The following is a 23,230-nucleotide window of genomic DNA, read 5'->3' as shown; positions in this document are numbered from 1 at the left end:
ATATCGCGCGGCCGTGGTTTGTGGGCGTTGCGGCCATGATCGAGGAGACTGGCAATGACCCGACAGCGTTTCTGGCTTAGCCTGGCAATGGGCAGCGCAAGTGCGACCGCGCTTCTCGCCGCATCGGGCGCCGCTGCCCAGACCAGCGATCCGGTCGCCGAGCCGGCGCCGGCGATGCAGGCCGAGCCCCAGACCGATGCGGCGGACGACGATGTCGATACCGTCGTCGTGCGCGGCGTCCGCGGCAGCCTGTTGCGCTCGATCCAGGCCAAGCGCAACGCCGATACCATCGTCGACGCGATCTCCTCCGAGGAGCTGGGCAAATTCCCCAACCGCAACGTCGCCGAGGCGCTGGCCAACATCCCCGGCGTGACCGTCGGGCGTGACGGCCGCGGCGAGGGCCGCGACATCACCATCCGCGGGCTCGGCGAGAATTTCGCGATCACCACGTTCAACGGCCGCATCCTGCCGACCGACGGGTCCGATCGCTCGTTCGCCTTCGACGTGCTGCCGTCGGAGATCATCTCCGGCGCCGAAGTGCAAAAGGCGGTCCAGGCCTCGGCGCTCGAAGGCAGCATCGGCGGCAATGTCGATCTGCGCACCGCACGCCCGCTCGACAATCCCGGCACGCATGCCTCGGTCGCGATCGAAGGCCAGTATAACGATCTGGTCGAGAAGGGCGGCTACAAGGTCTCGGGTGTATTCAGCACCAGCTTCGCCGATGGCACGATGGGGATCATGTTCGGCGCGAGCTACAACAAGTACAAGTTCCGCACCGACAATCTCGGCGAATATTCGATCACCGACGGCACCGAGGCGGCGTACGGCGTCGACTTCGACGGCAATGGCCAGATCAACCCCGATGCGAACGGTCCGGCCTTCATCTGGCCCGATTATTACAGCGTCGGCACGGTCAGCGGCGAGCGCGAGCGGATCGGCTCGGCCGGGTCGTTCCAGTGGAAGCCGTCGAGCAGCTTCGAGCTGACCATCGACGGCGTCTACAGCCATTACGACGTCACCCAGCACAATTATCGCTCGTCCAACTATCTCAATCCGCTCGGCGACGACGGTTCGCTGCGCTGGGATCCGGCATCGATCAAGGCCGATGCCAACCATGTCATCACCAATTTCGCGCTCGACGATCTGGTCTCCGAAGTGCTCACCACCGACGAGCCGCGCAAGAGCCAGACCTATCAGATCGGCGGCCATATCGACTGGCGGGCAAGCGAGAGCCTGAAGTTCGCGCTGGACGGCTATTTCGGCAAGGCGCGCGACAATGCCGGCGGCAGGAACCGCTTCGTCGTCGCCGGCATCCCCGGCGCCTCGGCGGAATTCGCGGCGCGCGACAACGGCATCCCCGACCTCGCCATCACCCTTCCCGGCGGCCGCACGCTCGACCAGGCGACCAACGACGATTTCCGCGCGCATTATATCGGCATCCAGGGCCAGGACATCGAGGACCGCACCAAGGGCGTGAAGCTCGACGGCGAATTGTCGCTCGGCGGAGTGTTCAAGTCGGTCAGCTTCGGCGGCGCCTGGACCGATCGCACCAAGACCGTCTCGACGATCGACAACCAATATACCACGTCGTGCAATTATTGCGGCTATCCGTTCACCTTCGGCCAGCTCGGCGCCGACGTGGTCCGTCCCGGCAATAGCGACGGCATCCTGAACAAGCTCTCGGGCAATTTCCCGCGCAACTTCCCGTCGTTCGACATCGACACCTATCTCGCCGCTCTGCCCAAGGCAGATGCCAACCCGGCGATCCTCGATCCGAACAGCTGCCTCGACGCCACCGGCGCGACGATCCCGGGGTGCACGCTGTCGCCCTATCCGGCGGGCTATTCGACTCAGGTGATCGAGCCCGATCTTCCCGCTTCGTATCGCATCAAGGAGCGGACCTGGGCGGGCTATGCCCAGATCAACTTCGCGGGCAGCCGCTGGCGCGGCGACATCGGCGCGCGGCTGGTCTCCACCAAGGTCTCGTCGACCGGCTATGGCGCGACCATCGCGAGCATCATCCCGCGCGCCGGCACCCAGGACAACGACGTCGACTTCAACCCGGTCGACGCGATCAACGGCGGCGGCGACTATACCCGCCTGCTCCCCGCCGCCAATTTCGCTTATGACCTGACCGACGGGCTGCGCCTGCGCCTCGCCGCCTCGCAGGCGATTTCGCGGCCGACCTTCGGCGAGCTCTCGCCCGCCAAGGACGCGACGTCGGCGCAATCGGGCACCTACATCATCTACGATGCCGGCAATCCGAACCTGAAGCCGACCGAGGCCGACCAGCTCGATGCTTCGCTCGAATTCTATCCGTCGAACCGCCTCGCGCTGACGCTCGCGGGCTTCTACAAGCACATCACCAACTTCGTTTCGACGGTGCCGGTCGACGTCACGATCACCCCGACCGCGCAGCCGGCCAACCAGCAACAGGCCTTCCCCTTCGTCGAATATCAGGTGGTCAACGGCGACGCGGCCGACGTCTACGGCGTCGAATTGGGCGGGCAGTATTTCCTCGACAACGGCTTCGGCGTCCAGGCCAATTTGACCTACAACCATTCGCGCGCCAAATCGGGGGATGTGACCACCGATCTGCCGGGGGCGATCCCGTTCTCGGCAAATGCCAAGCTGTTCTACGAGAAGAACGGTTTGGGCGCGCAGGTCTCGTACAGCTATCAGTCGCGCTACGTGTACGCCCAGTCGGGCAATCTGGGGTACCTCCCGGTCAAGGAAGATCCCTATCACGAAGTGTCGGCGAGCATTTCGTACGACGTGACCAAGAATCTGTCGGTCTATGTCCAGGGTTCGAACCTGCTCGGCTCGGACATCCAGCGGTTCAACACCTATCGCAACGTGCCGAACTTCTACGAATATTCGGGCCGCTCGTTCTTCGCCGGGATCCGCGCGCGGCTGTAGAGCCCCACCGATCAGCCTGACCTGATGCGCTCCGGATGGAGCGTCGCGGCCGAGGCGGCGATGTTCGGAGCCGAGCCTTATCCTGCTGTCTTGATTCTGTTCTCCGGCGAAGGCCGGGGCCCAGTTGCAGGCGTCCAGAAACACCAGCACTCCCCTACGACTTCGCAGTAGGCAGAAGCGGGGCCCGGCCTTCGCCGGGGGACCGGCGCTGTCCGTGCACGGATCCAAAATCGAGAATCGGCACCCTCGGCCCAACCCGCACACGCATAAATTTCCTTTTGTTTCGTTTTCGCGATTTATGCGAATTTATCAGATAATTCCTCCTTGCGAAGGCGACAGAATCATGCGTACAACTGCAATACCAATGTAACGAAACGTTAGATTTCAGCTACAAATCGGGGGAAAAAATGGTCAAGAGACGTGCGCGCTTTCGCAATGCCCTTGTCGCGGGAACCGCGCTCTGGCTGCTCGGCAATGCAATCCCCGCGCTCGCGCAGGACGCCGCGGGCGCCCAGGCCGAGACCCAGGAGCCCGAAGATGCGGGCGACATCATCGTCACCGGCCAGCGCCAGGCGCTCGCGACCGCCGCGCGGCTCAAGCGCGATTCGGACACGGTGGTCGATTCGATCACTGCCACGGACATCGGCGCCTTCCCCGACAAATCGGTCGCCGAGGCGCTCCAGCGTGTCCCCGGCGTCACCGTCATCCGCTCGGCCGCCCGCGACGACGTCATGCATTATTCGGCGGAGCCCTCCGGCGTGGTCATCCGCGGCCTCCAGCAGGTCCGCTCGGAGTTCAACGGCCGCGACACCTTCTCGGCCACTTCGGGCTATGGCCTGAGCTGGAGCGACGTCTCCCCCGAGCTGATGGCCGGAGTCGATACCTATAAGAACCAGACCGCCGAGATGATCGAAGGCGGTATCGCCGGCACGGTCAATCTGCGCACCCGCCGGCCGTTCGACCAGACCGGCCAGGTCTTCACGGTGAGCCTCACCCAGAATTACGGCGACATCTCGCAGCGCGTGACTCCCGACGCTTCGGCGCTCTATTCGAACCGCTGGACCACCGGCATCGGCGAATTCGGCGTGCTCGGCAATGTCGCTTATTCGCAGGTGATCACCAATTCGCGCGGCGTCACCTTGCCGCGGATGATGCCGTTCGCGCCCGGCGTCTATGGTCCGGGGACGACCTATATCCCGTCGGGCATCGCCTTTTCCGAAACCGAATATGACCGCAAGCGCTTCGGCATATCGGGCGCGCTGCAATGGAAGAGCAACGACGGCAGCCTGGTCGCGACCGGCCAGTATAACCGCTCGCGCTATGAGAATACGTGGGTCGAGCATCAGCTGCTGAGCTATTGGGCATGGGTCGATCCCGCGAATTCCAACCACTCATCGGTGTGGACCGATGGCAGCCTGCTCGCCCCGCCCGACGCGCCCGGGCTCGGCTTCAATGAAGCGGGCGGCGGCACGCCGTTCACCTTCCGCGACGACGGCCTGTTCCAGACCGGCGTGATCACCGGATCGCGCGGCGGCTGGGGCTACGGCCTCCCCAACGCGACGAATACCGGCTATCTTCCCGGCTCGACCGACCAATATGGCGTGCTCGAGAACGGGCTGCCTTTCTACCAGCCGTGCCTCAATTCGGATTTCAGCCACGCCAACCAGCCGTGCCGCGCCGGCGACCCGCTTGACGTCGCGACGCGCTATTCGAGCGAGAAGCGGCTGGTCGAGGACGCGTCGTTCAACCTCACCTGGCAGGCGACCGACAAGCTGCACTTCAACTTCGACTATCAGCACGTCCGCGCGACCAATTACAATTACGACATCACTCTCAACTTCCGCTCCTATGCGAACATCGCGCTCGATCTGACCGGCGAGCTTCCCCGGGCGACGTTGCTCTCGCCGTCCGGGTACAACCAGATCGGCAGCCAGCCGCTCGCCGATCCGCGCAACTATTCGCCCGCCTCGGTGATGGACCATGTCACCGACAGCACCGGCAAGATGGATGCCTTCCGCCTCGACGGCGGCTATGAATTCAATTCGCCCTGGCTCGCGGAGATCCGCTTCGGCGGCCGCTATGCCGATCGCCGGCAGGAGCATAACTGGTCGCTCTACAATTGGGCGAGCATCACTTCGGACTGGCAGACCAACCCGCGCGATTCGGTGTTCCTGACCAGTCCGCGCACCTATGTCGACGGCAAGGTCAATTTCGAAGGCTATGCCCCGGGTTATTGGGAAACGCGGGAATATGGCCAGGACATGCTCGGCGGCGGCCTGCTCAACGGCTCGCCCTTGGTGTTCATGCGCTCGGATATCCTCGCCAATCGCGACGAGACCTATCGCCGCTTCAGCATCGGCGGGCAGACCGACGAAGGCGGCATCGCCTCCTCGCTGTGGAACCCGATCTGTCACCGTCCGGACGAGATGGATGATAGCTGCTTCACCGCAGGCGAGGTCCTCAAGGTCAGCGAGCGGACCAAATCGGCCTATGCGATGGTCAAGTTCGGCGGCGACGAGGCGCGCATCGGCGGACTGAACGTCACCGGCAATATCGGCCTGCGCTGGGTCAATCTTGGCGTCGAAAGCGCGGGCGCGCTCAACTACGCAATCAAGTTCACGCCGGAAGAGACTGTTTGCGTACCGCTCGCCCCCGACGTGATCGCCGGTCTGCAGCCCGGCCAATATGCGATCTCGCCGGGGTGCCTTGCGAAGAATTCGCTCGAGGATCAGGCCTTCGCCAGCGGCGGCAGCACGCCGTCGACAGTGCGCAACAACAGCAATTACTGGCTGCCCAGCCTCAACATCCGCTTCGGGCTAGGCGACGACTGGTTCGTCCGCTTTGCCGGATCGCGCGCGATTTCGAAGCCCGATATCGGGCTGCTCAAGAACTTCATGGCGGTGCAGCGCTCGTTCGTGCCGCAATCGGACATCCGCGTCGGCAACCCGGCGATCGTGCTCGACGCCGCCGGCAATCCGGTGAGCCTGCGCTACGGCTATACCGCGCAGATGGGCAATCCGCGGCTCAAGCCGATCCAGGCCGACCAGTTCGACCTGACGCTGGAGAAATATAGCGGCACGCTCGGCTCGTTCAGCGTTGCGGCCTTCTATAAGAAATTCCACGATTATATCCAGAACGGCACCTTCTCGATCCCGATCACCAACAATGGCGTCACCCGCGACGTGATCGTCACCGGCCCGGTCAATGGCGACGGTGCCTCGATCTACGGCTTCGAAGTCGCCTTCCAGCGCTATTTCGACTTCCTGCCGGCGCCGTTCGACGGCCTCGGCGTCCAGGCCAACTACACCCGGATCAAGAACAAGGGCGTCAAGAACGCCAATCTGGTGGTCGACACCACCGGCGGCAGCTCGGTGGCGCGCTCGGCGCTGGCGGGCAACATCCAGGTCGATCGGCTGGAGAATCTCTCCGACCATTCGTTCAACGCGATCCTGATGTACGAGAAGAACTGGTTCGGCGCCCGGCTCGCTTACAACTGGCGCTCCAAATATGTGAACTCGGTCAACGATTGCTGCCTGGGCTTCCCGGTGTGGAACGAGCCCGAGGGCTATCTCGACGGCTCGATCCGCATCGCGGTGACGCCGCAGCTCGAATTCAGCTTCCAGGGCTCGAACCTGCTCAACACCCGTATCAAGATGCGCGCGCAAGTGAGCGGCCCGACCGAGGAGGATCCGGATCGCGAAGTGAAGTTCCTGCCCGGCGGCTCGTTCGAATATGACCGCCGCTTCCAGTTCGGCATCCGCGCCAAGTTCTGATGGCCGGCGCGCCGGGGCCGCTGCAAGAGAGGCAGCGGCTCCGGCAGCAGAAGAGGAGGGCGCGATGCAGCGGATCGTGATTCTGGGCGGCGGCACCGCGGGGTGGATGGCGGCCGCCTGCCTCGCCCGCACCCTCGGCACCAGCCGGCAGACGATCACGCTGATCGAATCCGAGGAGATCGGCACCGTCGGCGTCGGCGAGGCGACGATCCCTTTGATCGAGACCTTCCACCAGATCCTCGGGATCAATTCGATCGACGTGCTGCGTGCCAGCGAAGCGACGTTCAAGCTCGGCATCGAATTCGTCGACTGGCGAAAGAAGGGCCACCGCTATCTGCATCCGTTCGGCCCGATCGGCGCCGATCTCAACGGCGCGGGCTTCCTTCAGCATTGGCTGCGCCACCGCGCCGATGGCGGCGAGAGCGACCTGCTCGTTTACAATCTGGAGAGCCAGGCAGCGATGGCGGGGCGCTTCGGCATGGCGCAGCTTCGCGCGCCCGGCGACCGCCAGCTCCATTTCGCCTATCATTTCGACGCCTCGCTCTATGCGGCGATGCTCCGCCGCTATTCCGAGCGTCTGGGGGTCGAGCGCGTCGAGGGAATGGTCGGCCATGTCCAGCGCGATGGCGCGACCGGCGACGTCACGGCGCTGGCGCTCAAGGACGGGCGCGAAGTCGCCGGCGATTTCTTCCTCGATTGCTCGGGCTTTCGCGGGGTGCTGATCGAGCAGACGCTCGGCGCGGGCTATGACGATTGGAGCCATTGGCTGCCGTGCAACCGCGCGGTCGCGGTGCAGAGCGGCCGGCTCCCGGAGCTTTCGCCCTATACGCGCTCGACCGCGCTCGACGCCGGCTGGCAATGGCAAATCCCGCTCCAGCACCGCACCGGCAACGGCCATGTCTTCTGCGACGCCTTCATATCCGAGGATCAGGCGACCGACGCGGTGCTCGCCCGGCTCGACACCCCCGCGATCACCGATCCGCGGATGCTGCGCTTCGTCACCGGGCGGCGGCGCAAGAGCTGGGACCATAATGTCGTGGCGCTGGGCCTCGCCGGCGGCTTCGTCGAGCCGCTGGAGAGCACGTCGATCTACATGGTCCAGTCCGCGCTCGCCAAGCTGCTCACTTTGTTCCCCCGCGGCGACCGGGTGAACCCGCTCGCGGCCGACCAGTTCAATGCGTCGATGGCCACCGAATGGGAGCGCGTCCGCGACTTCATCGTCGCGCATTACAAGGTCACCGAACGCGACGACACACCGTTCTGGGCGCATTGCCGCAACATGCCGATCCCCGACAGCCTGACCGAGCGCCTCGCACTGTTCGAGGAAGAGGGGCTGTTCGTCGAACAGCCGCACGATCTGTTCAAGGAAGGCAGCTGGGCAGCGGTGCTGATCGGCCAGGGCATCCTGCCCAGGCGCCACCATCCGATCGCCGATGTCGCCCCGCGCGCGGCGCTGGAGGAACAGCTCGGCAGCATGCGCGCGGCGATCACCGCCCGGCTGGCGGAATTGCCCAGCCACGCTGCCTATGTCGATCTCTGCATGGGCCGCGCGGCGGCATGATCCGATCGCAACCAACCAAAGGCAGTTCTTCGATGCTCAAGCGTGCCGCCATCGCCCTAGCACTGAGCGCGGCGCCCGCTGCCGCCCAGACCGCCGATCCGATCGCGCCGACCGGGCGCTGGACCTTGCCTGAGCGCAAGCAGGCACAGACGCCGCCGATGGGCTGGAGCTCGTGGAATGCCTTCCGCACCGAAGTGGACGAGGACAAGGTGCTCGGCGCCGCGCAGAAGCTGGTCGACAGCGGGCTGGCGAAGCTCGGCTATGTCTATGTCAATGTCGACGACGGCTGGTGGCTCAAGCGGCGCGCGACCGACGGCCGCATGCAGATCCGCACCCGCATCTTCCCTTCGGCGAAGGTCGGCGGGCGCGATACCAGCTTCCGCCCGTTCACCGATCGGCTCCACGCGATGGGGCTCAAAGCGGGTATCTACAGCGATGTCGGCCGCAATGCCTGCTCGCAGGCCTACGACTTGCATTCGCCCAACCTGCCCGAAGGCACCACTGCCGAGCGCGAAGTCGGGCTGTTCGGCCATGTCGATCAGGACATCGCGCTGTATTTCCGCGAATGGGGCTTCGACTATATCAAGGTCGATGCCTGCGGGATCAACGTCTATGCCCCCCGCAGCGCGGTGGTGCGTGAGAACAAGTATCGCCCGATGGTCCCGCTGATCGACCAGGCTTCGATCAACCGCACCGACATCGCCGCGGTCCGCGCGCTCTACGAAAACGTCGCGCAGGCGCTCGAACGCAACAACCCCGATGGCGATTACATCTTCTCGCTCTGCGCCTGGGGCAGCGCCGACGTGCGCAGCTGGGGCGGCCAGGTGGGCCATTTGTGGCGCACCAGCGGCGACATCACCCCGAACTGGACGCGGATGCTCCACAATTTCGACAGCGCCTCGACTCGCGCGCTCTACGCCAAGCCCGGCGCGTGGAACGACCCCGACATGCTGTTCATCGGCCATGGCGATTTCGACGCGAACCACCTCACCGAGGCACGCAGCCACTTCGCGCTATGGGCAATCATCAACGCGCCGCTGTTGATCGGCTATGATCTGCGCAATGCGCCGCAGAGCCTGCTCGACATCTGGGGCAATGCCGACCTGGTCGCGGTCAACCAGGACAAAGGCGGGCACCAGGGCGTGATCGCCTATGACACCGACGACGTGCAGATCATCGTCAAGACGCTGGCCGGCGGCCGCAAGGCCGTGGCACTGTTCAACCGCGGCCTTGCGCCGGCGCAGGTCAATCTCACAGCCGCGCAGCTCAAGCTTTCGGACAGCGCGCCGATCCGGCTGCACAACCTGTGGGATAAGACCACCCCTGCCCCGTTCAAGGGCGAAGCGACCTTCTCTCTCGCGCCGCGCGAGACGCTGATCTTCGAAGCCACCGGCGAGCGCCGGCTGGCCGACGGCGTGTACCTTTCCGAGATACCCGGCGACATCAACGTCGCCGCCGATGGCATTACCACCCCGGAGCCCGATCCGCTGGTCCACCGGATGATCGGCCAATGGAGCGGCACCCGCGACAGCGGCGAGCGGCCGACCTATGCCGGCTGGGGCGGCGCGCAGGCCGACGCGACGCCTTATGGGCAGAGCCTCCAGATCGCCGGGCGCCGCTTCGACACCGGCATCGGCATCCTCGCCCAATCGCGGCTCGAAATCCGCAACCGCGACGGCCGTTCGCAGTTCGAGGCTTTGGTCGGCGTCGATGACTCCACGCGCAACCGCAAGGACAAGGTCCGCTTCCGCGTCTATGGCGACGGGCGCCTGCTCGCGGAGAGCGCGGCGCTCGGCTTCGGCGCGGCTGCGCAGCCGCTGAAGGCCGACATACGCGGCACGAAGCTGATCGAGATCGTCGTCGCGGCCGACGGCACGGCCAGCGACTTGCCATTGGTCGTCACCTGGGCCGAGGCGGCGCTGCGATGATCCGCATGATTGTGATGAGCCTCGCGCTGCTCGCGAGCGCCACCGCCGCGCAGGCGCAAGACACCGTGACTGCCCGCTTCACCCAAACCGCCGAGCCGCTGGCAAACCCCGAGCGCGGCTTCTATCGCGCGGGGCAGGGAAATCTCGAACAGCTCGACGCCGCTTTTCTCGATACGGCCTACAAAGACGGCTACCGGCTGATCTACGCGCGGATCAACCTCGAGCCCTATCGCGACCGTCCGCTCCCTGCCGCCTATCTCAGGAAGCTCGACGCCGGTTTCGCCGCGGCCCGGCGCGCCGGCGTCAAGTTCATCGTGCGCGCGGTGTACAATTATCCGCGCGGCGAAACCGAATATCGCGACGCCAAGGACGCATCCCTGGCGATGGTCCGGCGCCACCTCGCGCAACTCAAGCCGGTCTGGCACGCCAATGCCGACGTCATCGCCTATGTCCAGGCCGGCTTCGTCGGCGCGTGGGGCGAATGGCACACCTCGTCCAACGGCCTGACCGAGCCTGTCGCGCGCACCGCGATCAAGGATGCGCTGCTCGACGCCGCGCCCGCCGACCGCTTCGTCCAGTTCCGCTACCCGCCTTATATCCGCGATTGGGCGCCGAATTTGCCCGGCGTCGCCGCGTCGATCGCCGACGGTTTCCGGATCGGCTTCCACAATGACTGTTTCCTCGCCAGCCAGACCGATGTCGGCACGTTCAGCGAGGATGCCAAGGTCCGCGGGGCCGAGCAGGACTATCTCGATCGCCTGGGCGACCTCGCCCCGTTCGGCGGCGAGACCTGCAATCCCGCCGACGATCCCGGTGCCGCGCCGCGCACCACCTGCGCCGACATCCTGCGCGAAGGCGCCGCGTACAACCTCACCTATCTGAACGCCGATTATTACCGGAAGCTGTTCCACGATTCGTGGAAGGCCGGCGGCTGCTCCGACGAAGTAGCCGCCAGGATGGGCTATCGCCTGCGCCTGCTCGACATTGCCCACGATCGCCAAATGGCGCCGGGCGGCAAATTGCGGATGACCCTGAAGATCCGCAACGACGGCTGGGCGCGGCCCTACAATCCGCGCCGGCTCGTGATCCTGCTTCGCGACCGGAGGAGCCAGGCCGTGTTCCGCTTGCCCGCCGCCGGCATCGATCCGCGGCAATGGCAGCCCGGCATGACGCTGTCGCTACCGCTGGACATCGCGCTACCGCGTCCTCTCAAGCGGGGCAGCTATGATGTGCTGGTTGCGCTTCCCGATCTCAGCCCCCGTCTCGCCGCCGATCCGCGCTACGCGATCCGCCCGGCAAATGCCGATGATCCCACCACGGGGCAGGGATGGGATGCCGCGCTCGGCGCGTTCCGAACCGGCACCAGCGTCCGCACCGCGCCCTGATTCGCGCGCTCAGATCGGCAGCTCGGTGGTCGCCTTGATCTCGGACAGCGCGACCGTCGAGTTGATTTCCTGCACGCCGGGCAGCTTGCTCAACTGATCGAAGAAGAAGCGCTCATAGGCGTCGATGTCGCGCGCGACGATGCGCAGCATGAAGTCCATCGATCCCATCAGCACATAGGCATCGAGCACTTCGGGAAACGCGCGGATCGCCTCGCTGAACTCGTCGAGGTTCGATCGGCCATGGGCATTGAGCTTCACCTGCGCGAAGATCTGCGCGTTGAGCCCCACCTTGCGCCGGTCGACCAAAGCCACCCGGCGCTGGATCACCCCCTCGCGCTCGAGCCGGTCGATCCGCCGCCAGCAGGGTGAGGGCGAGAGCCCGACTCGCTCGGCGAGCGCGGCGGTGGTCAGGCTGGCATCGGCCTGCAGTTCGCGGAGGATTTTGCGCTCATAGGAGTCGAGGTCGGTCATAATATCCGCATTTTGCAGTTTATCCGATCAATGTCACTCCGTGTCCGCGGGTTACCTCGAACCTTAGGTCAGACATTCCCGACGTCCTGCGCCAGATTCGGTCTCAAGGGAGATACGGGATGTTCGAAGCCGTGAACGGAACCAATTTCGAAGAGCTGGTGCGCCTCGACGAACCGCGGTCGGGGCTGTCGGGGGTGATCGCCATCCACTCCACTGCCTTGGGCCCGGCCGCGGGCGGCTGCCGCCTATGGCAGTATCCGAGCGACGACGCGGCCTTGGCCGACGCCTGCCGGCTCGCCGAAGGCATGAGCTACAAGAACGCGCTCGCGGGCCTGCCGTTCGGAGGCGCCAAGGCAGTGCTCCGCCTGCCCGAGGGGCCGTTCGACCGCGATGAATTGTTCCGAGCCTTCGGACGCGCGGTGCGCGCGCTCGACGGCCGCTATGTAACCGCCGAGGACGTCGGCACCCGCGTGCGCGACATGGAAGTCGTCGGCGAGGAGACGCGCCACGTCGCCGGCCGCACCGCGCGCGGCGGCCTCGCCGGCGGCGACCCCTCGCCCTGGACCGCGCTGGGCGTGTTCGAGGCGATGACCGTCGCCGCGCGGCATGCGCTGGGCGCCGACCTGTCCGAACTGACCGTCGCCGTGCAGGGAACCGGCAATGTCGGCGGGATATTGTGCCGCATGCTCGCCGACGCCGGGGCGCGCCTCGTCCTGGCCGACATGGACCCCGCGCGCCGCGACCGGCTCGCCGCGATCCACGGTGCGAGGATCGTCGACGTCGCCGATATCGCCGCCGCCGAGGCCGACATCTTCGCGCCCTGTGCACTGGGCGGCGTGCTGGACGCGCAAAGCATCGCCGCGATGCGCGCGAAACTGGTGTGCGGCGCCGCCAACAACCAGCTGGCCGGCCCCGAAGCGGCGGCCCTGCTGCTCGAGCGGGGCATCGCCTATGTGCCCGATTATGTCGCCAATGCCGGCGGCATCATCAACGTCGCGGCGGAATATCTCGGCGAAGGCCCGCTCGACGCCGAGGCGCGGGTGATGGCGATCGGCCCCCGTGTCGCGACGATCCTCGCCCAGGCGGCACGCGAAGGCCAGCCGCCGTCGCGCGTCGCCGACCGCATGGCGCAGGACGTGATCGCCTCTGCCGCCAGGCTCGCGGCCTGAGTGAGTACCAGCCTCCACATCCGCGCGGACGCCGATCCGCAGACGCTCCCGCGCATCCTGGGCCTGTTGTCGCAGCGCTGGCTGGTGCCGAGCCTGTTCTCCGCGCGGCGCAACGGGGAGATGCTCGACGTGCATTGCGTCGTCCCCGACCTGGACGCGCCGGCGGCCGCCATCGTGGCGGCCAAGATCGCGCAGATCGTGCTCGTCCACGGCGTGCAGGTTCGCTAGCGAGCAGACCTGAGTGCAAGTCAGTTCCCTGCGAAAGCAGGGGCCCAGGAGCCCGGAACGCGCCGCTTGTGACTCTGGACCCCCGCCTTCGCGGGGGAACAAGACTCGGTCGAATCTAGGCCGGGGAACCGGATTCCACCACCCGAAGCGTGCCGTCTGGCTCCGATCGCGCAGTGAGGCCGCGATAGTCGCGAACGCGCAGGCGGACGGGATCACTCTCGCCGTCATGCGTCGCTTCCACCACGATCACGCTCGCGCCCGCGGCCTCCCCCGCGGCGATGCCGGCGGGCGCATCTTCCCAGACCAGACAGTCCGAGGCGGGCACCCCCAAAGCCCCCGCCGCGGCCAGGAAGCAGTCGGGCGCGGGCTTGCCGTTGCGCACATCCTCGGCGCTGACCAGAATTGGCGGGGTCGGCAGCCCGGCGGCTTCGAGCCGCCGCATCGCGAGCGCGCGCGGCGCCGACGTGACGACCGCCCAGCGCGCGCTCGGCAGCGATTCCAGAAACGCCCGCGCCCCGGCGATCTCGACCACGCCGTCGACATCCGCCACCTCGGCCGCGGTGATCGACGCAGCCTCATGCGCGACATCCATTCCTTCGGTGGCGAAGCGCCGCACTGTCGCCGCCACCTGCACCCCGTGCAGCACGTCGATGATCGCCGCGGCGTCGAGTCCATGCCTCTCCGCCCAGCGCGTCCAGATTCGATTGGCGGCGGCGATGCTGTTCACGATCGTGCCGTCCATGTCGAACAGGAACGCGGCAAAGCTTCGGTCCGGAAGCCGGTGGTCCGTCATCAAATTCTCCGTTTGGTAGATCGCAGGCCGGTCGCGCCGCGCTAGACCAGCCGCAGGGGCTAGAACAGCTCCCAATCGGTGTCGGGATCGGCATCGCCGGTCTCGAGGAACCAGGCGATCGCTCGGTGCGCCTCGGCGGCCGACACGAACCGTTCGGGCGGAAGCTCAATGCGCTCACCGCCCCACCAGATCAGCCCCGGCCCAGGTCCGGCAGGAACCGCCGCGGTCGCATAAATGCGGCTGCGGTCGGTATATTCGAGCAGCAGATAATAACCGAGCGCGGGATCCAGCGAGAGATACAGCGTCTGATCGAGCTTGCCCGCGCGATAAGTGAATGCCGACATCCCCGTGACGCCGTTCCAGAAATCGGGATCGGCAGCCTCGATCAGATAGGCCAGCCGCGCGCCCTCCGGCACGATTTCCTCGTCGACGCCGCCATGCGAAAAGGCGATCATCGCCGCCGGGCCCGATAGATGTCGGGACCCCAGCCCCGCTGCTGCTCGTAATGATACACCCGGAGCTCCTTGATGCCGAAATAGGCGGCGACTGCGTCGAGATTGCCTTTGCACGAGTCGCACGTCGCGCGATCGACGAACAGCTCGACCACGTCGGGAAACGTGCCCAGCTCGCGATGCGCGAGATACAATGCCTCGAACTCGGCGTGGGAGAAATGCTGACGCTTGTTGGAATCGGCAGGGTCGGTTGAGGCGAGGCCGAGATGCTGCAGGACCGCGAGCATCGCGGCGCGGTCGGCCGAGGTCATCGTCGGCCCGTCCCTGAGCTTCATCGTCGAGTTTGTCCCGGCGAAATGCTCGTCGCCGATGCGCGCGACGGCTACCGTGCCCGTGTCGCCGTTGTTGCCGACATAGGGACCCACGCCCTGCTCCGCGCGATAGTCGCGCAGCCGCTGGAATTCACTCTGGAGCTCGCCGTCGACTCGAACCGGGATGATAGGCAGCTCCCCGCCGGTCATCGGATCGCGCAGGCGGAACAACGTGCCGAATTCGAGCGGCACGAAGGTAGGGATCGCCTTGGACGGATTGCTGCTGGTGAACTTGACCTCCGCCAATCCATGGGTGACGGCCACTACGGTGCCCTCGCCATAGACCGGGTGGATCACGCGGGTGCCCAGCTCCAGTTGCTCGGTCGGCTGGATCGGGGGGTGCCGGGGATCGAGCAGGTCGACATGCGGGCCGATCGGCAGGTCGCCCGAACCATGGCGATCGCCCGGGTCGTAGCCGAGCATCTCCGTCGTGCCGCGCGCGACGCCCGTCAGATCCTGCCGAAGGCCCGACCGCGCAACGCCGCCGACAAGCCACGGGAAGATTTCGCCGAGCCGGGCGCGCGCCTGCGGGTCGAGCCCGGTCTTGCGGAGCCGTTGTTCGATATGCGATTCGAACTCGACTGCCGTCGCCTTGCGGAAATTGGCCAGCAGCGGGCCGACCAGATGGCCCTCGGTCCGCACCAGATGCAGGATCAGCGGCGATTCGAGCATGAAGCGCTGCAGCCGCGCCTCCGCCGCGGGGGTTAGGCCGGGCACCGTCGGCAATCCGATCTCGTGCAACTCGGCGAGATGCTCGACCGTCGCCCGGAAAGGCGCGCCGACGAACTCGCCGAGGAACGTCAAGCGGCGCGTCAGATTCTCGAACTGGCTCGCGCCGCCGCGCACGTCGCGCAGCGCCCGCCGCTCGCGCTGCAGGATCTGCTGGCGCTCCGCCTGGGTGCGCGCCGACAGATATTCCACGATCAGCCCATGCTGCGGCTCCATCGCGTTGAACAGGCCGCGCAGCTTTTCCTGCACTTCGGGGATGGGCGTCATCGCGATCGCGCGCTCGATCGCCTGGCGCGCGCGCCCTTGCGGCGTGTCGGCAATATGCAGCGGGTTCTGGGCAAGCTGTTCGGGCGATCCGGGAATGAGCGGCGGCGGCGACGGAGCCGGCACCACCGCCTCCGGGGTTACCGCGGCATGGACGAGCGCAGTTTCCTCGGCACTCGGGGTATCGGTGAGCGGCTTGGTCGCGACCGGCACTTCGTCGGCGGTGCGCACCGCCAGCGTGCCCGCCTCGTCCACTGCGTCCGCGCCGGTGCGGCGGAAGCCGAGCTGCGCATTCATGATGTCCATGATGCGCTGGCTGCGGATCGCCTGCTGGTTGCCCGAGCCGGTGCCGGTGGTGAACGGCCCGCCGAGCTCGCCGAGCACCAGATGCGGCGCGGCCAGCTCGGGCCGGCCGGTCTGCGCCGCGAGATGCTGCAGAAAACCTTCGAAAACCACGCCGCGGTTCGCGCTGGCGTCCATCACCCCGAACGCCTGCTGGCGCCGCGTGAAGTCGTAGCCGGGACCGCCGGGCATCATGCGCGGATCGCCGAACTCGTTGAAATGCTCGACCACATAGCGCTCCCACAGCGCGCGGTGCGCGCCGCCCGGCGTGACGTCGACGGTCGGGCCGAAATCCCGGCCGCGCAGCACGAAGGGGAACACTTCGCCGCGCGGCGGATCCATATGCGCGCGGCTCCGCTTGACTGCATAGGCCTCGGCCGCCTCCACACGCGTCGTGGTGTAGAAAGCGCGCGCGAAATCGTCGCTCGAGCCGCCCTGGATGTGCGAATATTGGATGCCGTGCTGGCGGATCAGTGCGCCGCGGGTGTCCGAGCCCGAACCCGGCGTGACACCCGGAGCGCCGTGCAGGAGCAGGATCAGCGGCTCGTCGTGCGCCAGCGTCCCCATCGCGATCATATGCTCGCGCGTCGCCGCGATCACGGTGTCGGCGAGCAGCTGCCGGATCGGCTCGGACAGACTGAGGTCGTTCATCACCAGGTGCAGCCGCGCCATCGAATCGGGCTCGCCGACCAGCCCGAGATCGCGGACCATCCGCCGCGACTGCGTTTCGGCGGCGTCGAGCCGAGTGCCGGCATGCGCGATCTCGGAGTCGGTCGACCCCGCCGCGCGCAAGCCGGCCAGATGCATGCGCTGCTGGTCGTTGAGGCCGAGCTGCTCGCCCAGCGCGCGGATCACCGGGCGATCGGCATCGGTGAGCGCCGTCTCGGTCGAACCGCGCTCCAGCGCGCGGCGGGAGCCGGCGGGATCGAGCGCGTCGTGATCGGCGGTGCGCACCGCGGTGCCGCCGGCGGCCGCGCGCACGTCGTCGCCGGTCAGCTTGACCATCGCGCGATGATAGTCGCCCAGCGTGGCGAAATGCTCGGTGACTCGCAGCCCGGTCGCCGGATCGGGGTAATTGACCCACAGCGGGCCCTTGGGATGGCCGGGGCTGACACCGAAATCGGTGAAATTCGGCGTGCCGTTATCGTCGAAATGGATCCGCGACGAACGCGCCCCGAAGCCCATTATCTCGGATTCGACGAGGACCACCTGCATGTCGCCGCCGAGCGCGCTCGGCATCCGCCGCGACAGCCGCGTGCCGCTCTCGCCGGGCCGGTTGGGATGGAAATGCTCCTGCAGGATCCATGGCCGCTGCCCGCGCACCAGCCCGCCCTGCCCGACCATCCGGCCCTGCGCGCCGACCCCGGTCATCTCGCCATCGGGGCGGATCGCAGTGACCGCTCGGGGTCCGCCCTGGATCACGACATATTCGTTGGTGTCGGGATTATGGTAGATCGCCGCCTCGCGCGTCGGGTCGGCGGCGAGCAGTCGGCGGAAATTGGCCTCGGCACCGGCATAATTGGTGGGATCGGGATGGACGATCACCGTGCCTTCGGTGACGCGGCCGATCAAATTGGGATCCGCGGTGCTCAAGTCGATCAGGACATGCGTGGCGACGAGCGGATTGTCGTTGGCGGCGACCGCGCGGCGCGGCGCCTTGCCGTCGTCGTCCATGGTGCGGACGGCGAGCTCCTCCTCGGGCGCGGCCCCGCGACGGCGGGCAGGCGCGCCTTGCTGTTCCTCGGGCGGTGCGCGGCTCGGCGGGCGCACCCCCGCTTCGTCTTCCGGCGGTGCACGGCTGGGCGGGTGGACCCCCGCTTCCTCCGGCGGCGCGCGCGGCGGCGGACGGCCGCCGGGCATGCCGGGCTCGGGCATGCCGTTCTCGCGCCAGCGCTGGAGCCGCGCGCTCGAATCGGCGGCATGTTCGAACGTGCCTTCGAGGAAGCTCTGGATCCCGCCTTGTGCCGCCGCGCCCCAGATCTCGTCGGCCGCCTGCGCGCGCGTGCCTTCGTAACGGCCGGCATGGCGGTCATAGTCGATCTCGTACGCGCGCGACCCGGCATTGCCGATCGCGCCGCCCAGCGTGCGGCTGATCAGCCGCGTGCCGAAATTGTTGCTCCAGGCGTGCGCGCGCATCGACCCCATGCGCGTGGCGACCTCGCCGACCCGGCCACGCCCCAGCGCCTCGCGGGTGCCCGACAGCCGCCCAAGCCCGCCCGTACCCAGGCTTATCGCACGCGAGGTCAGCCCCGTGGCGAGGCTGCTCACCACGCCCCCGCCGAAGCCGCGCTCGACACCGCGCCCGATATTGGAAAGCCACTCCCCGCGGTCCCAGGCGCGGTCGTCGAACGCCGCGTTGCCCGCCCCGCCGAGCGCGCCCGCCGCGCCGCCAATCAACACTTCCTCACCCAGGGTAACGGCGCGCAAGCCCGCAGTCGAAACCATGCGAGAGGTCATCGCGCCGCGCAGCAAGCCCATTCCGCCGGTGCGCGCGATGGTGAGCGCCGAGGCCAGCCCCGCGGTCGCCGCCTGCACTACCGCCAGTCCGAAATCGCGCCCGGCATCCTCATAGCCATAGCGCCCGCCCTTGATCGCCCAGCTCGCCGCCATGCCGAGCACGCCGGCGCCCAGAGTGGTCAGCACCGGGATCCAGAACGACGCCGCCGCGCCGCCGGTCAGCGCGGTCGACAGCACCGCCGCGGCGACGACCAGTGCCGTGGTGATTGCGTTGGCGATATTGTCGGTCGCAGTGCGATACGCCTGGGCGTTCGACTGGTTGGTCGCCATCAGCGCGCCGAACCCGACCACGCTGTCGCCCTCGGCGGGAGCGAAATTGCCGCGCTCGTCGAAGCGCCCGGCGCGCACCATCACGCCTTCGCGATTGCGGAAGCGCAGATTGCCGCGTGCGTCGAAATCGCTGACATGCGCCGCGTCGCCTTCGCTGACTCCCATCACCCGCATCAGCCGGTTATGCGATGCCTCGAGCCGGCGATATTCCTCGCGGGCGAGCAATTGTCCCGCCCAGCCGGCATTGTCGAGCTGGAGCCGCGAGGTCATCCGGCTGACTTCGGCGCGCTCGCGCGGATTGCGCGGCTGGCCCATTGCCAGGACCTGCATCTCGATCCGGTCGTCGCCTGATAATTCGGTAAAATAGTCGTCCGAATGCTCGAACAGCCCGAGCCGCTCGTACAGGCCGGGGCTGTGGGTGCGGTCATATTCGGCCACTGCAGCCTGAATCTGGTCGCGACTCATCCGGCCGAAAGTGCTGCGCAACAGGCCCTCGTCAGTGCCCCAGCGGTCGACGGCGTGCTCGAAGGCGAGTGCGGCCACGCTCGGGTCGGTGAGCCCGCGAGTGACTTGCGATTCGATCAACCGCCCCTCGCGTTCGTCGCTCGCGCCGCGCCGTAGCCGTCCGCCCAGATCGGCGCGGATCTCGGTCAGGGGCCGCCCGGTGTCGCGCCCGCCATTGCGATAGCGATCCCATACCCGGTACATCTCGGCCTCGCGCGCCTGGGCGCGTTCGAGCCGGCTCGGTTCGGCCGCGGGATCGCGCGGGTGCGACATCCGCGAATTCGGATCGTCGGGATTACCCATGTCGTCGTTGAGCTCGGGATCGTCGAGCGCGCGCTCGACTCGTTCGCGATCCGCCCCGCCCGGCCGGCTGTCCTCGACTGCGAGCTGCATCGCGCGGGTGTCGGCAGTGCCCGCGCCGGTGCGCGCCAGCGTGGTCAGCAAGTCGACCTGCTCGGTGCGCAGCGAGGCGGTGTAGAGATAGTCGCCGTCGCTATAGGTGCGCTCGCGGCTCGCCAGTTCGCGCAACCATGCCTCGCCCCCCGCCGCGCCGTCTGCGCGCACTGCGCCGTCATTGCCCAGCCGCGAGACGGTATTCGCCCAGGCGGCACGGCGCCGCGCTTCGCCCGCCTCGGCACTTTCGAACTCGCCGGTGGCAGTGAGATTGAAGTCTCGCGCGCCTTCGAGCCGGCTCGTCCCCGCCTGGCGCGCGAAGCGCTCCATCGCGTCGAAGGCATTGTCGCCGCCACGTGTGGCATTTTCGTCGAGCGCCGTCGTCACCGCCGCCTCGGCCCGCACCGCGCGCGCCGCCGCGACGCAATCGGCGGCGTTATTTTCGTCGGCGGTGCGCAGCAGCTGGAACATACGCCGATCGGCGCCCTCGAGATCCTCCTCGACCGAATTCATGATCTCGGTAGCGCCGGGCAGTCCGCGCATCGCCGCCATGTCGGCCGGGCTGAGCGAGGTCATCGCCGCCTGGACCTGATCGGCGTTGTTGGTCCATTCGGTCGCCGCCTGGATCTCGGCCAGCGCCCCCGCCGCGCGATTGCCGAGCAGGTAATTATACACCGCGTCGCCGCTGTAGAGCCGCGAGTTCACCCCGGTCACCAGATTGCCGAAGCTCATATAAGTGGCGACGTCGTCCCACAGATTGCCGGGGCGGACTTCGTTGTAATATTTGATCACCGCCTGGCCGCGGCGATAAGTGAGCCCGCGCACCAGATCGAGCGTCTGCTCGGGATTCTGGCCGAGCAAAGTCATCTGGGTCATCAGCCCGTTGCCGCGGCGGGTGACGTCGCCGACCACGCTGTCGGAGATCGAGCGCGTGAGATCGAAGATTTGCTGCTCGCTCTCCGGCGCGGCGCTATAGTCGTCGGAAAGATCGACGAATTCCTTGGGGCTCGATCCGGTGCCGGCGGGCGGCTGCGGGCTGGTCGAGGCGGGCGGCGGAGTGCTGGCATTAGCCTCGCCGGTGCTGCCGGGCCCCGGCGTTCCCATATAGGCCGCCACCGCCTGTGCCTGCGCGTCGCGCAGCGCCGACCACAGGGCATTCTCCATCGTGTCGAGCTCGGCCTTGGCCGGAATCGGGAAATTGTCGATCGATTGCGCCACCGGATCGGCCATCCGCCGCAGCGACTGGTCGAGCGCGATTATCTGGGCGGACATCTGCGCGCCCGAGCCGCGCGCCGACTCGCGCAGCTGGCTATTGAGCTGTGCCATGCCCTTGTCCGCGCCTGCTGCGATCTGCGCCCCGCGCGTCGCGAACTGGCGGCGCATCCGCTCGGCCGCGCCACTCGACTGGCCGAGCCGGGCGTCCACGGCTTCGCGCTGGAGCCGGCGAGTGCGCTCGCCCGAATCGATCACGAAGCGCGCGAAATTGTCCGGCGGCTGGGCGCGCTGCGCCGCGATCTGCTCGTGGAGCGCGAGGATCGCCGCGCCCTGGCCGCTGGCGAGGCTGGTATAGCCCTTCCACTGGCTGTCGCCGGCGCGCGCCGTGCTCGTGCGCTGCGCCTCGGCTGCCCGCGTCGTCTGGCTGACAATCTGCTCGCGGCTGCGGTGGTGGCGGTCGACCAGCCCGATCTCGATCGAATTGCGGCTGCGGCGCACGCCGTCCGCCGAGTTGCGCTCGGTCGTGTCGACTTGCTTGACCGCATTGTCGCGCATCCGCGCGATCTGCGCCGGCGCCTGGCCGAGCCGATCGACATAGCTCTGAAACGGCTGGAACGCCTGGGTCGCGGCATTCATAAAATTATTGTGCGCGGTGTTGAGATTGTCGGCGAACACCGATGTGCCGTCGGTGAAGGCGGTCGCGCGATTGCCGGCGCGCACCGGGATCGCAACATCGATATCCTCATTCTCCGCCGCCTGCATCTGCGGCGATTGATCCTCGTAATCGGCCGCAGTGTTCGGCGCATGGCCGAGCGAGGGATCGGCCTGCAGCCCGCTGAACGCGGCCGAGGCGGCGGCGCCCGCGACATCGACTGCAGTGAGATAGTCGCCGAGCGTCACTTCGACGGCCTGTGACGCTTCGCGCGCCGCGGTCATCCGCGCCTGGATCGCCGCGCGCCGCGCCGCCACCGTCCCCATCGCGCGCCGCGCGGCGACGCGGATCATCGCACGGGCATTATCCGCCTGCAGCCCCAGCCGGAACACCGCATCGGACTCGGCCTGGTCGAGGTCCGAGCGCGCATCGGCCAGCGTGTCGCGCAATTTATCGAGCGAATCGTCGAGCTGGCGCTGCGCGTCGGCCTGGAGATCGGCGTAAAGCGAGCGCAGCCGCTCATGCTCGTTGCGGCCCGCGGCGACGACTTCGTCATAGCTGCGCGCCGCGGCTGCCGCCGCTTCCTCGAATGCGATCGGATAGCGGCGCACCGCCGGCGACATGTCCTTGGTCCCGCCGTCGGGCACCACCGACAGGCCGTGCGGCATCGCCAGCGGCGCCGGCGTGGCGGTGCGATCGAGCGGCTGGCGGCCGATCTGGACCTGATCATTGGCGGGTTGCGGTATCGGCAGCGGCACGAACGGCGGCTCGGCGCGCGGCTCGTGCGCGGCCGCGCCGGCGCGGCGACCGCCGGCCACGGCCGCCCCACCACCACCGCCGCCATGCGCGGGAGCCGTACCCCCCGGCCCGCCGGGCGCCGCCGCAGGACCGCCCGATGCCGGCACCGCAACCGTCGCGCCGTCCGCCGCAGCGCCGTCGGCAGGCGCGGCAGGAGCGCTTGTGGAGCCGGCGCCGCCAACGGTGCGTGGGGCGGCAGGCGCAGCGGGCCGCGTGCCCGTCGGCGGCATCACGATCGGGGTTGCGGCCACGCTCGACATCAGCGGCGCGGGCGGCGGCGCGACGCTGACCAGATCGTCGGCCGAACACACCATCGCGCTGTACGAAGTGAGCGCGCTCGACGCGGGATCGACATAAGCCGGGCTGCTCATCGGTCCGTCGCGCATCGCCGGACTGGTGCTGCGCGCCGCCGCTGCCCGCGCGTCGCGCGCCGCGCGCCGCTCCTCGGGAGTCGAGCGCGCGGACGGCATCGCGTCGAGCCGGTGCGGCACCCGCG

General features: G+C 67.6%; 11 protein-coding genes. 7 read left to right on the top strand and 4 right to left on the bottom strand.

Translation table 11 applies throughout. The features are described 5' to 3' along the window. Positions 1-54 precede the first annotated feature (54 nt). The 5 genes from E5A73_RS12915 (at position 55) to E5A73_RS12895 (ending at position 11,566) form a co-directional block, all read left to right on the top strand. Positions 55-2,919, top strand: a complete 2,865-nt coding sequence (locus E5A73_RS12915) for a TonB-dependent receptor (protein ID WP_135964264.1) — start codon at positions 55-57, stop codon at positions 2,917-2,919. A 407-nt stretch (positions 2,920-3,326) separates the two neighbouring features. After that, positions 3,327-6,692, top strand: a complete 3,366-nt coding sequence (locus tag E5A73_RS12910; RefSeq protein WP_135964263.1) for a TonB-dependent receptor — start codon at positions 3,327-3,329, stop codon at positions 6,690-6,692. A 64-nt stretch (positions 6,693-6,756) separates the two neighbouring features. Then, entirely contained in the window at positions 6,757-8,253 is a 1,497-nt protein-coding gene (locus tag E5A73_RS12905; protein ID WP_135964262.1) for a tryptophan halogenase family protein, read from the top strand. 32 nt (positions 8,254-8,285) lie between these two features. Then, positions 8,286-10,181 carry an NPCBM/NEW2 domain-containing protein gene (locus E5A73_RS12900; protein WP_135964261.1) on the top strand — a complete coding sequence of 632 codons (1,896 nt, stop codon included), beginning with the start codon at positions 8,286-8,288 and terminating at the stop codon, positions 10,179-10,181. Beyond that, positions 10,178-11,566 carry a DUF4832 domain-containing protein gene (locus tag E5A73_RS12895; protein ID WP_135964260.1) on the top strand — a complete coding sequence of 463 codons (1,389 nt, stop codon included), beginning with the start codon at positions 10,178-10,180 and terminating at the stop codon, positions 11,564-11,566. Before E5A73_RS12900 ends, E5A73_RS12895 begins: the two co-directional genes overlap by 4 nt. Before the next feature lie 9 nt (positions 11,567-11,575). On the opposite strand, the gene E5A73_RS12890 is transcribed toward E5A73_RS12895, so the two are convergent. Continuing rightward, positions 11,576-12,037: an Lrp/AsnC family transcriptional regulator gene (locus tag E5A73_RS12890; protein WP_135964259.1), complete on the bottom strand. Its 462-nt coding sequence runs from the start codon at positions 12,035-12,037 to the stop codon at positions 11,576-11,578. 119 nt (positions 12,038-12,156) lie between these two features. Between E5A73_RS12890 and E5A73_RS12885 the strand changes: the two genes are divergently transcribed. Beyond that, positions 12,157-13,206 carry a Glu/Leu/Phe/Val family dehydrogenase gene (locus E5A73_RS12885; RefSeq protein ID WP_135964258.1) on the top strand — a complete coding sequence of 350 codons (1,050 nt, stop codon included), beginning with the start codon at positions 12,157-12,159 and terminating at the stop codon, positions 13,204-13,206. Beyond that, positions 13,207-13,434: a hypothetical protein gene (locus E5A73_RS12880; protein WP_135964257.1), complete on the top strand. Its 228-nt coding sequence runs from the start codon at positions 13,207-13,209 to the stop codon at positions 13,432-13,434. Positions 13,435-13,549: 115 nt separating this feature from the next. On the opposite strand, the gene E5A73_RS12875 is transcribed toward E5A73_RS12880, so the two are convergent. From E5A73_RS12875 to E5A73_RS12865, 3 genes are read right to left on the bottom strand one after another with little or no spacing between them, the layout of a single operon-like run. Next, complete coding sequence (locus tag E5A73_RS12875; RefSeq protein ID WP_135964256.1) at positions 13,550-14,227, bottom strand: HAD-IA family hydrolase; 678 nt, start codon at positions 14,225-14,227, stop codon at positions 13,550-13,552. Between the two features lie 59 nt (positions 14,228-14,286). Then, positions 14,287-14,682, bottom strand: a complete 396-nt coding sequence (locus E5A73_RS12870) for a hypothetical protein (protein ID WP_135964255.1) — start codon at positions 14,680-14,682, stop codon at positions 14,287-14,289. Then, complete coding sequence (locus E5A73_RS12865; protein WP_206366490.1) at positions 14,679-23,204, bottom strand: hypothetical protein; 8,526 nt, start codon at positions 23,202-23,204, stop codon at positions 14,679-14,681. The genes E5A73_RS12870 and E5A73_RS12865 overlap by 4 nt, the downstream gene beginning before the upstream one ends. Positions 23,205-23,230: the final 26 nt, after the last annotated feature.

Origin of the sequence: Sphingomonas gei, from assembly GCF_004792685.1 — a bacterium.
Lineage (GTDB): Bacteria > Pseudomonadota > Alphaproteobacteria > Sphingomonadales > Sphingomonadaceae > Sphingomonas > Sphingomonas gei.
The sequence above is the reverse complement of the archived record's forward strand: the minus strand, read 5'-3'. Positions and strand labels throughout refer to the sequence as shown.

Excerpts from the sequence above, each read along its gene's own strand:
- E5A73_RS12885 (WP_135964258.1), top strand. The coding sequence starts at position 12,157 with ATGTTCGAAGCCGTGAACGGAACCAATTTCGAAGAGCTGGTGCGCCTC.
- E5A73_RS12915 (WP_135964264.1), top strand. The coding sequence starts at position 55 with ATGACCCGACAGCGTTTCTGGCTTAGCCTGGCAATGGGCAGCGCAAGT.
- E5A73_RS12905 (WP_135964262.1), top strand. The coding sequence starts at position 6,757 with ATGCAGCGGATCGTGATTCTGGGCGGCGGCACCGCGGGGTGGATGGCG.
- E5A73_RS12875 (WP_135964256.1), bottom strand. The coding sequence starts at position 14,227 with ATGACGGACCACCGGCTTCCGGACCGAAGCTTTGCCGCGTTCCTGTTC.
- E5A73_RS12870 (WP_135964255.1), bottom strand. The coding sequence starts at position 14,682 with ATGATCGCCTTTTCGCATGGCGGCGTCGACGAGGAAATCGTGCCGGAG.
- E5A73_RS12900 (WP_135964261.1), top strand. The coding sequence starts at position 8,286 with ATGCTCAAGCGTGCCGCCATCGCCCTAGCACTGAGCGCGGCGCCCGCT.
- E5A73_RS12865 (WP_206366490.1), bottom strand. The coding sequence starts at position 23,204 with ATGCCGTCCGCGCGCTCGACTCCCGAGGAGCGGCGCGCGGCGCGCGAC.
- E5A73_RS12895 (WP_135964260.1), top strand. The coding sequence starts at position 10,178 with ATGATCCGCATGATTGTGATGAGCCTCGCGCTGCTCGCGAGCGCCACC.
- E5A73_RS12890 (WP_135964259.1), bottom strand. The coding sequence starts at position 12,037 with ATGACCGACCTCGACTCCTATGAGCGCAAAATCCTCCGCGAACTGCAG.
- E5A73_RS12910 (WP_135964263.1), top strand. The coding sequence starts at position 3,327 with ATGGTCAAGAGACGTGCGCGCTTTCGCAATGCCCTTGTCGCGGGAACC.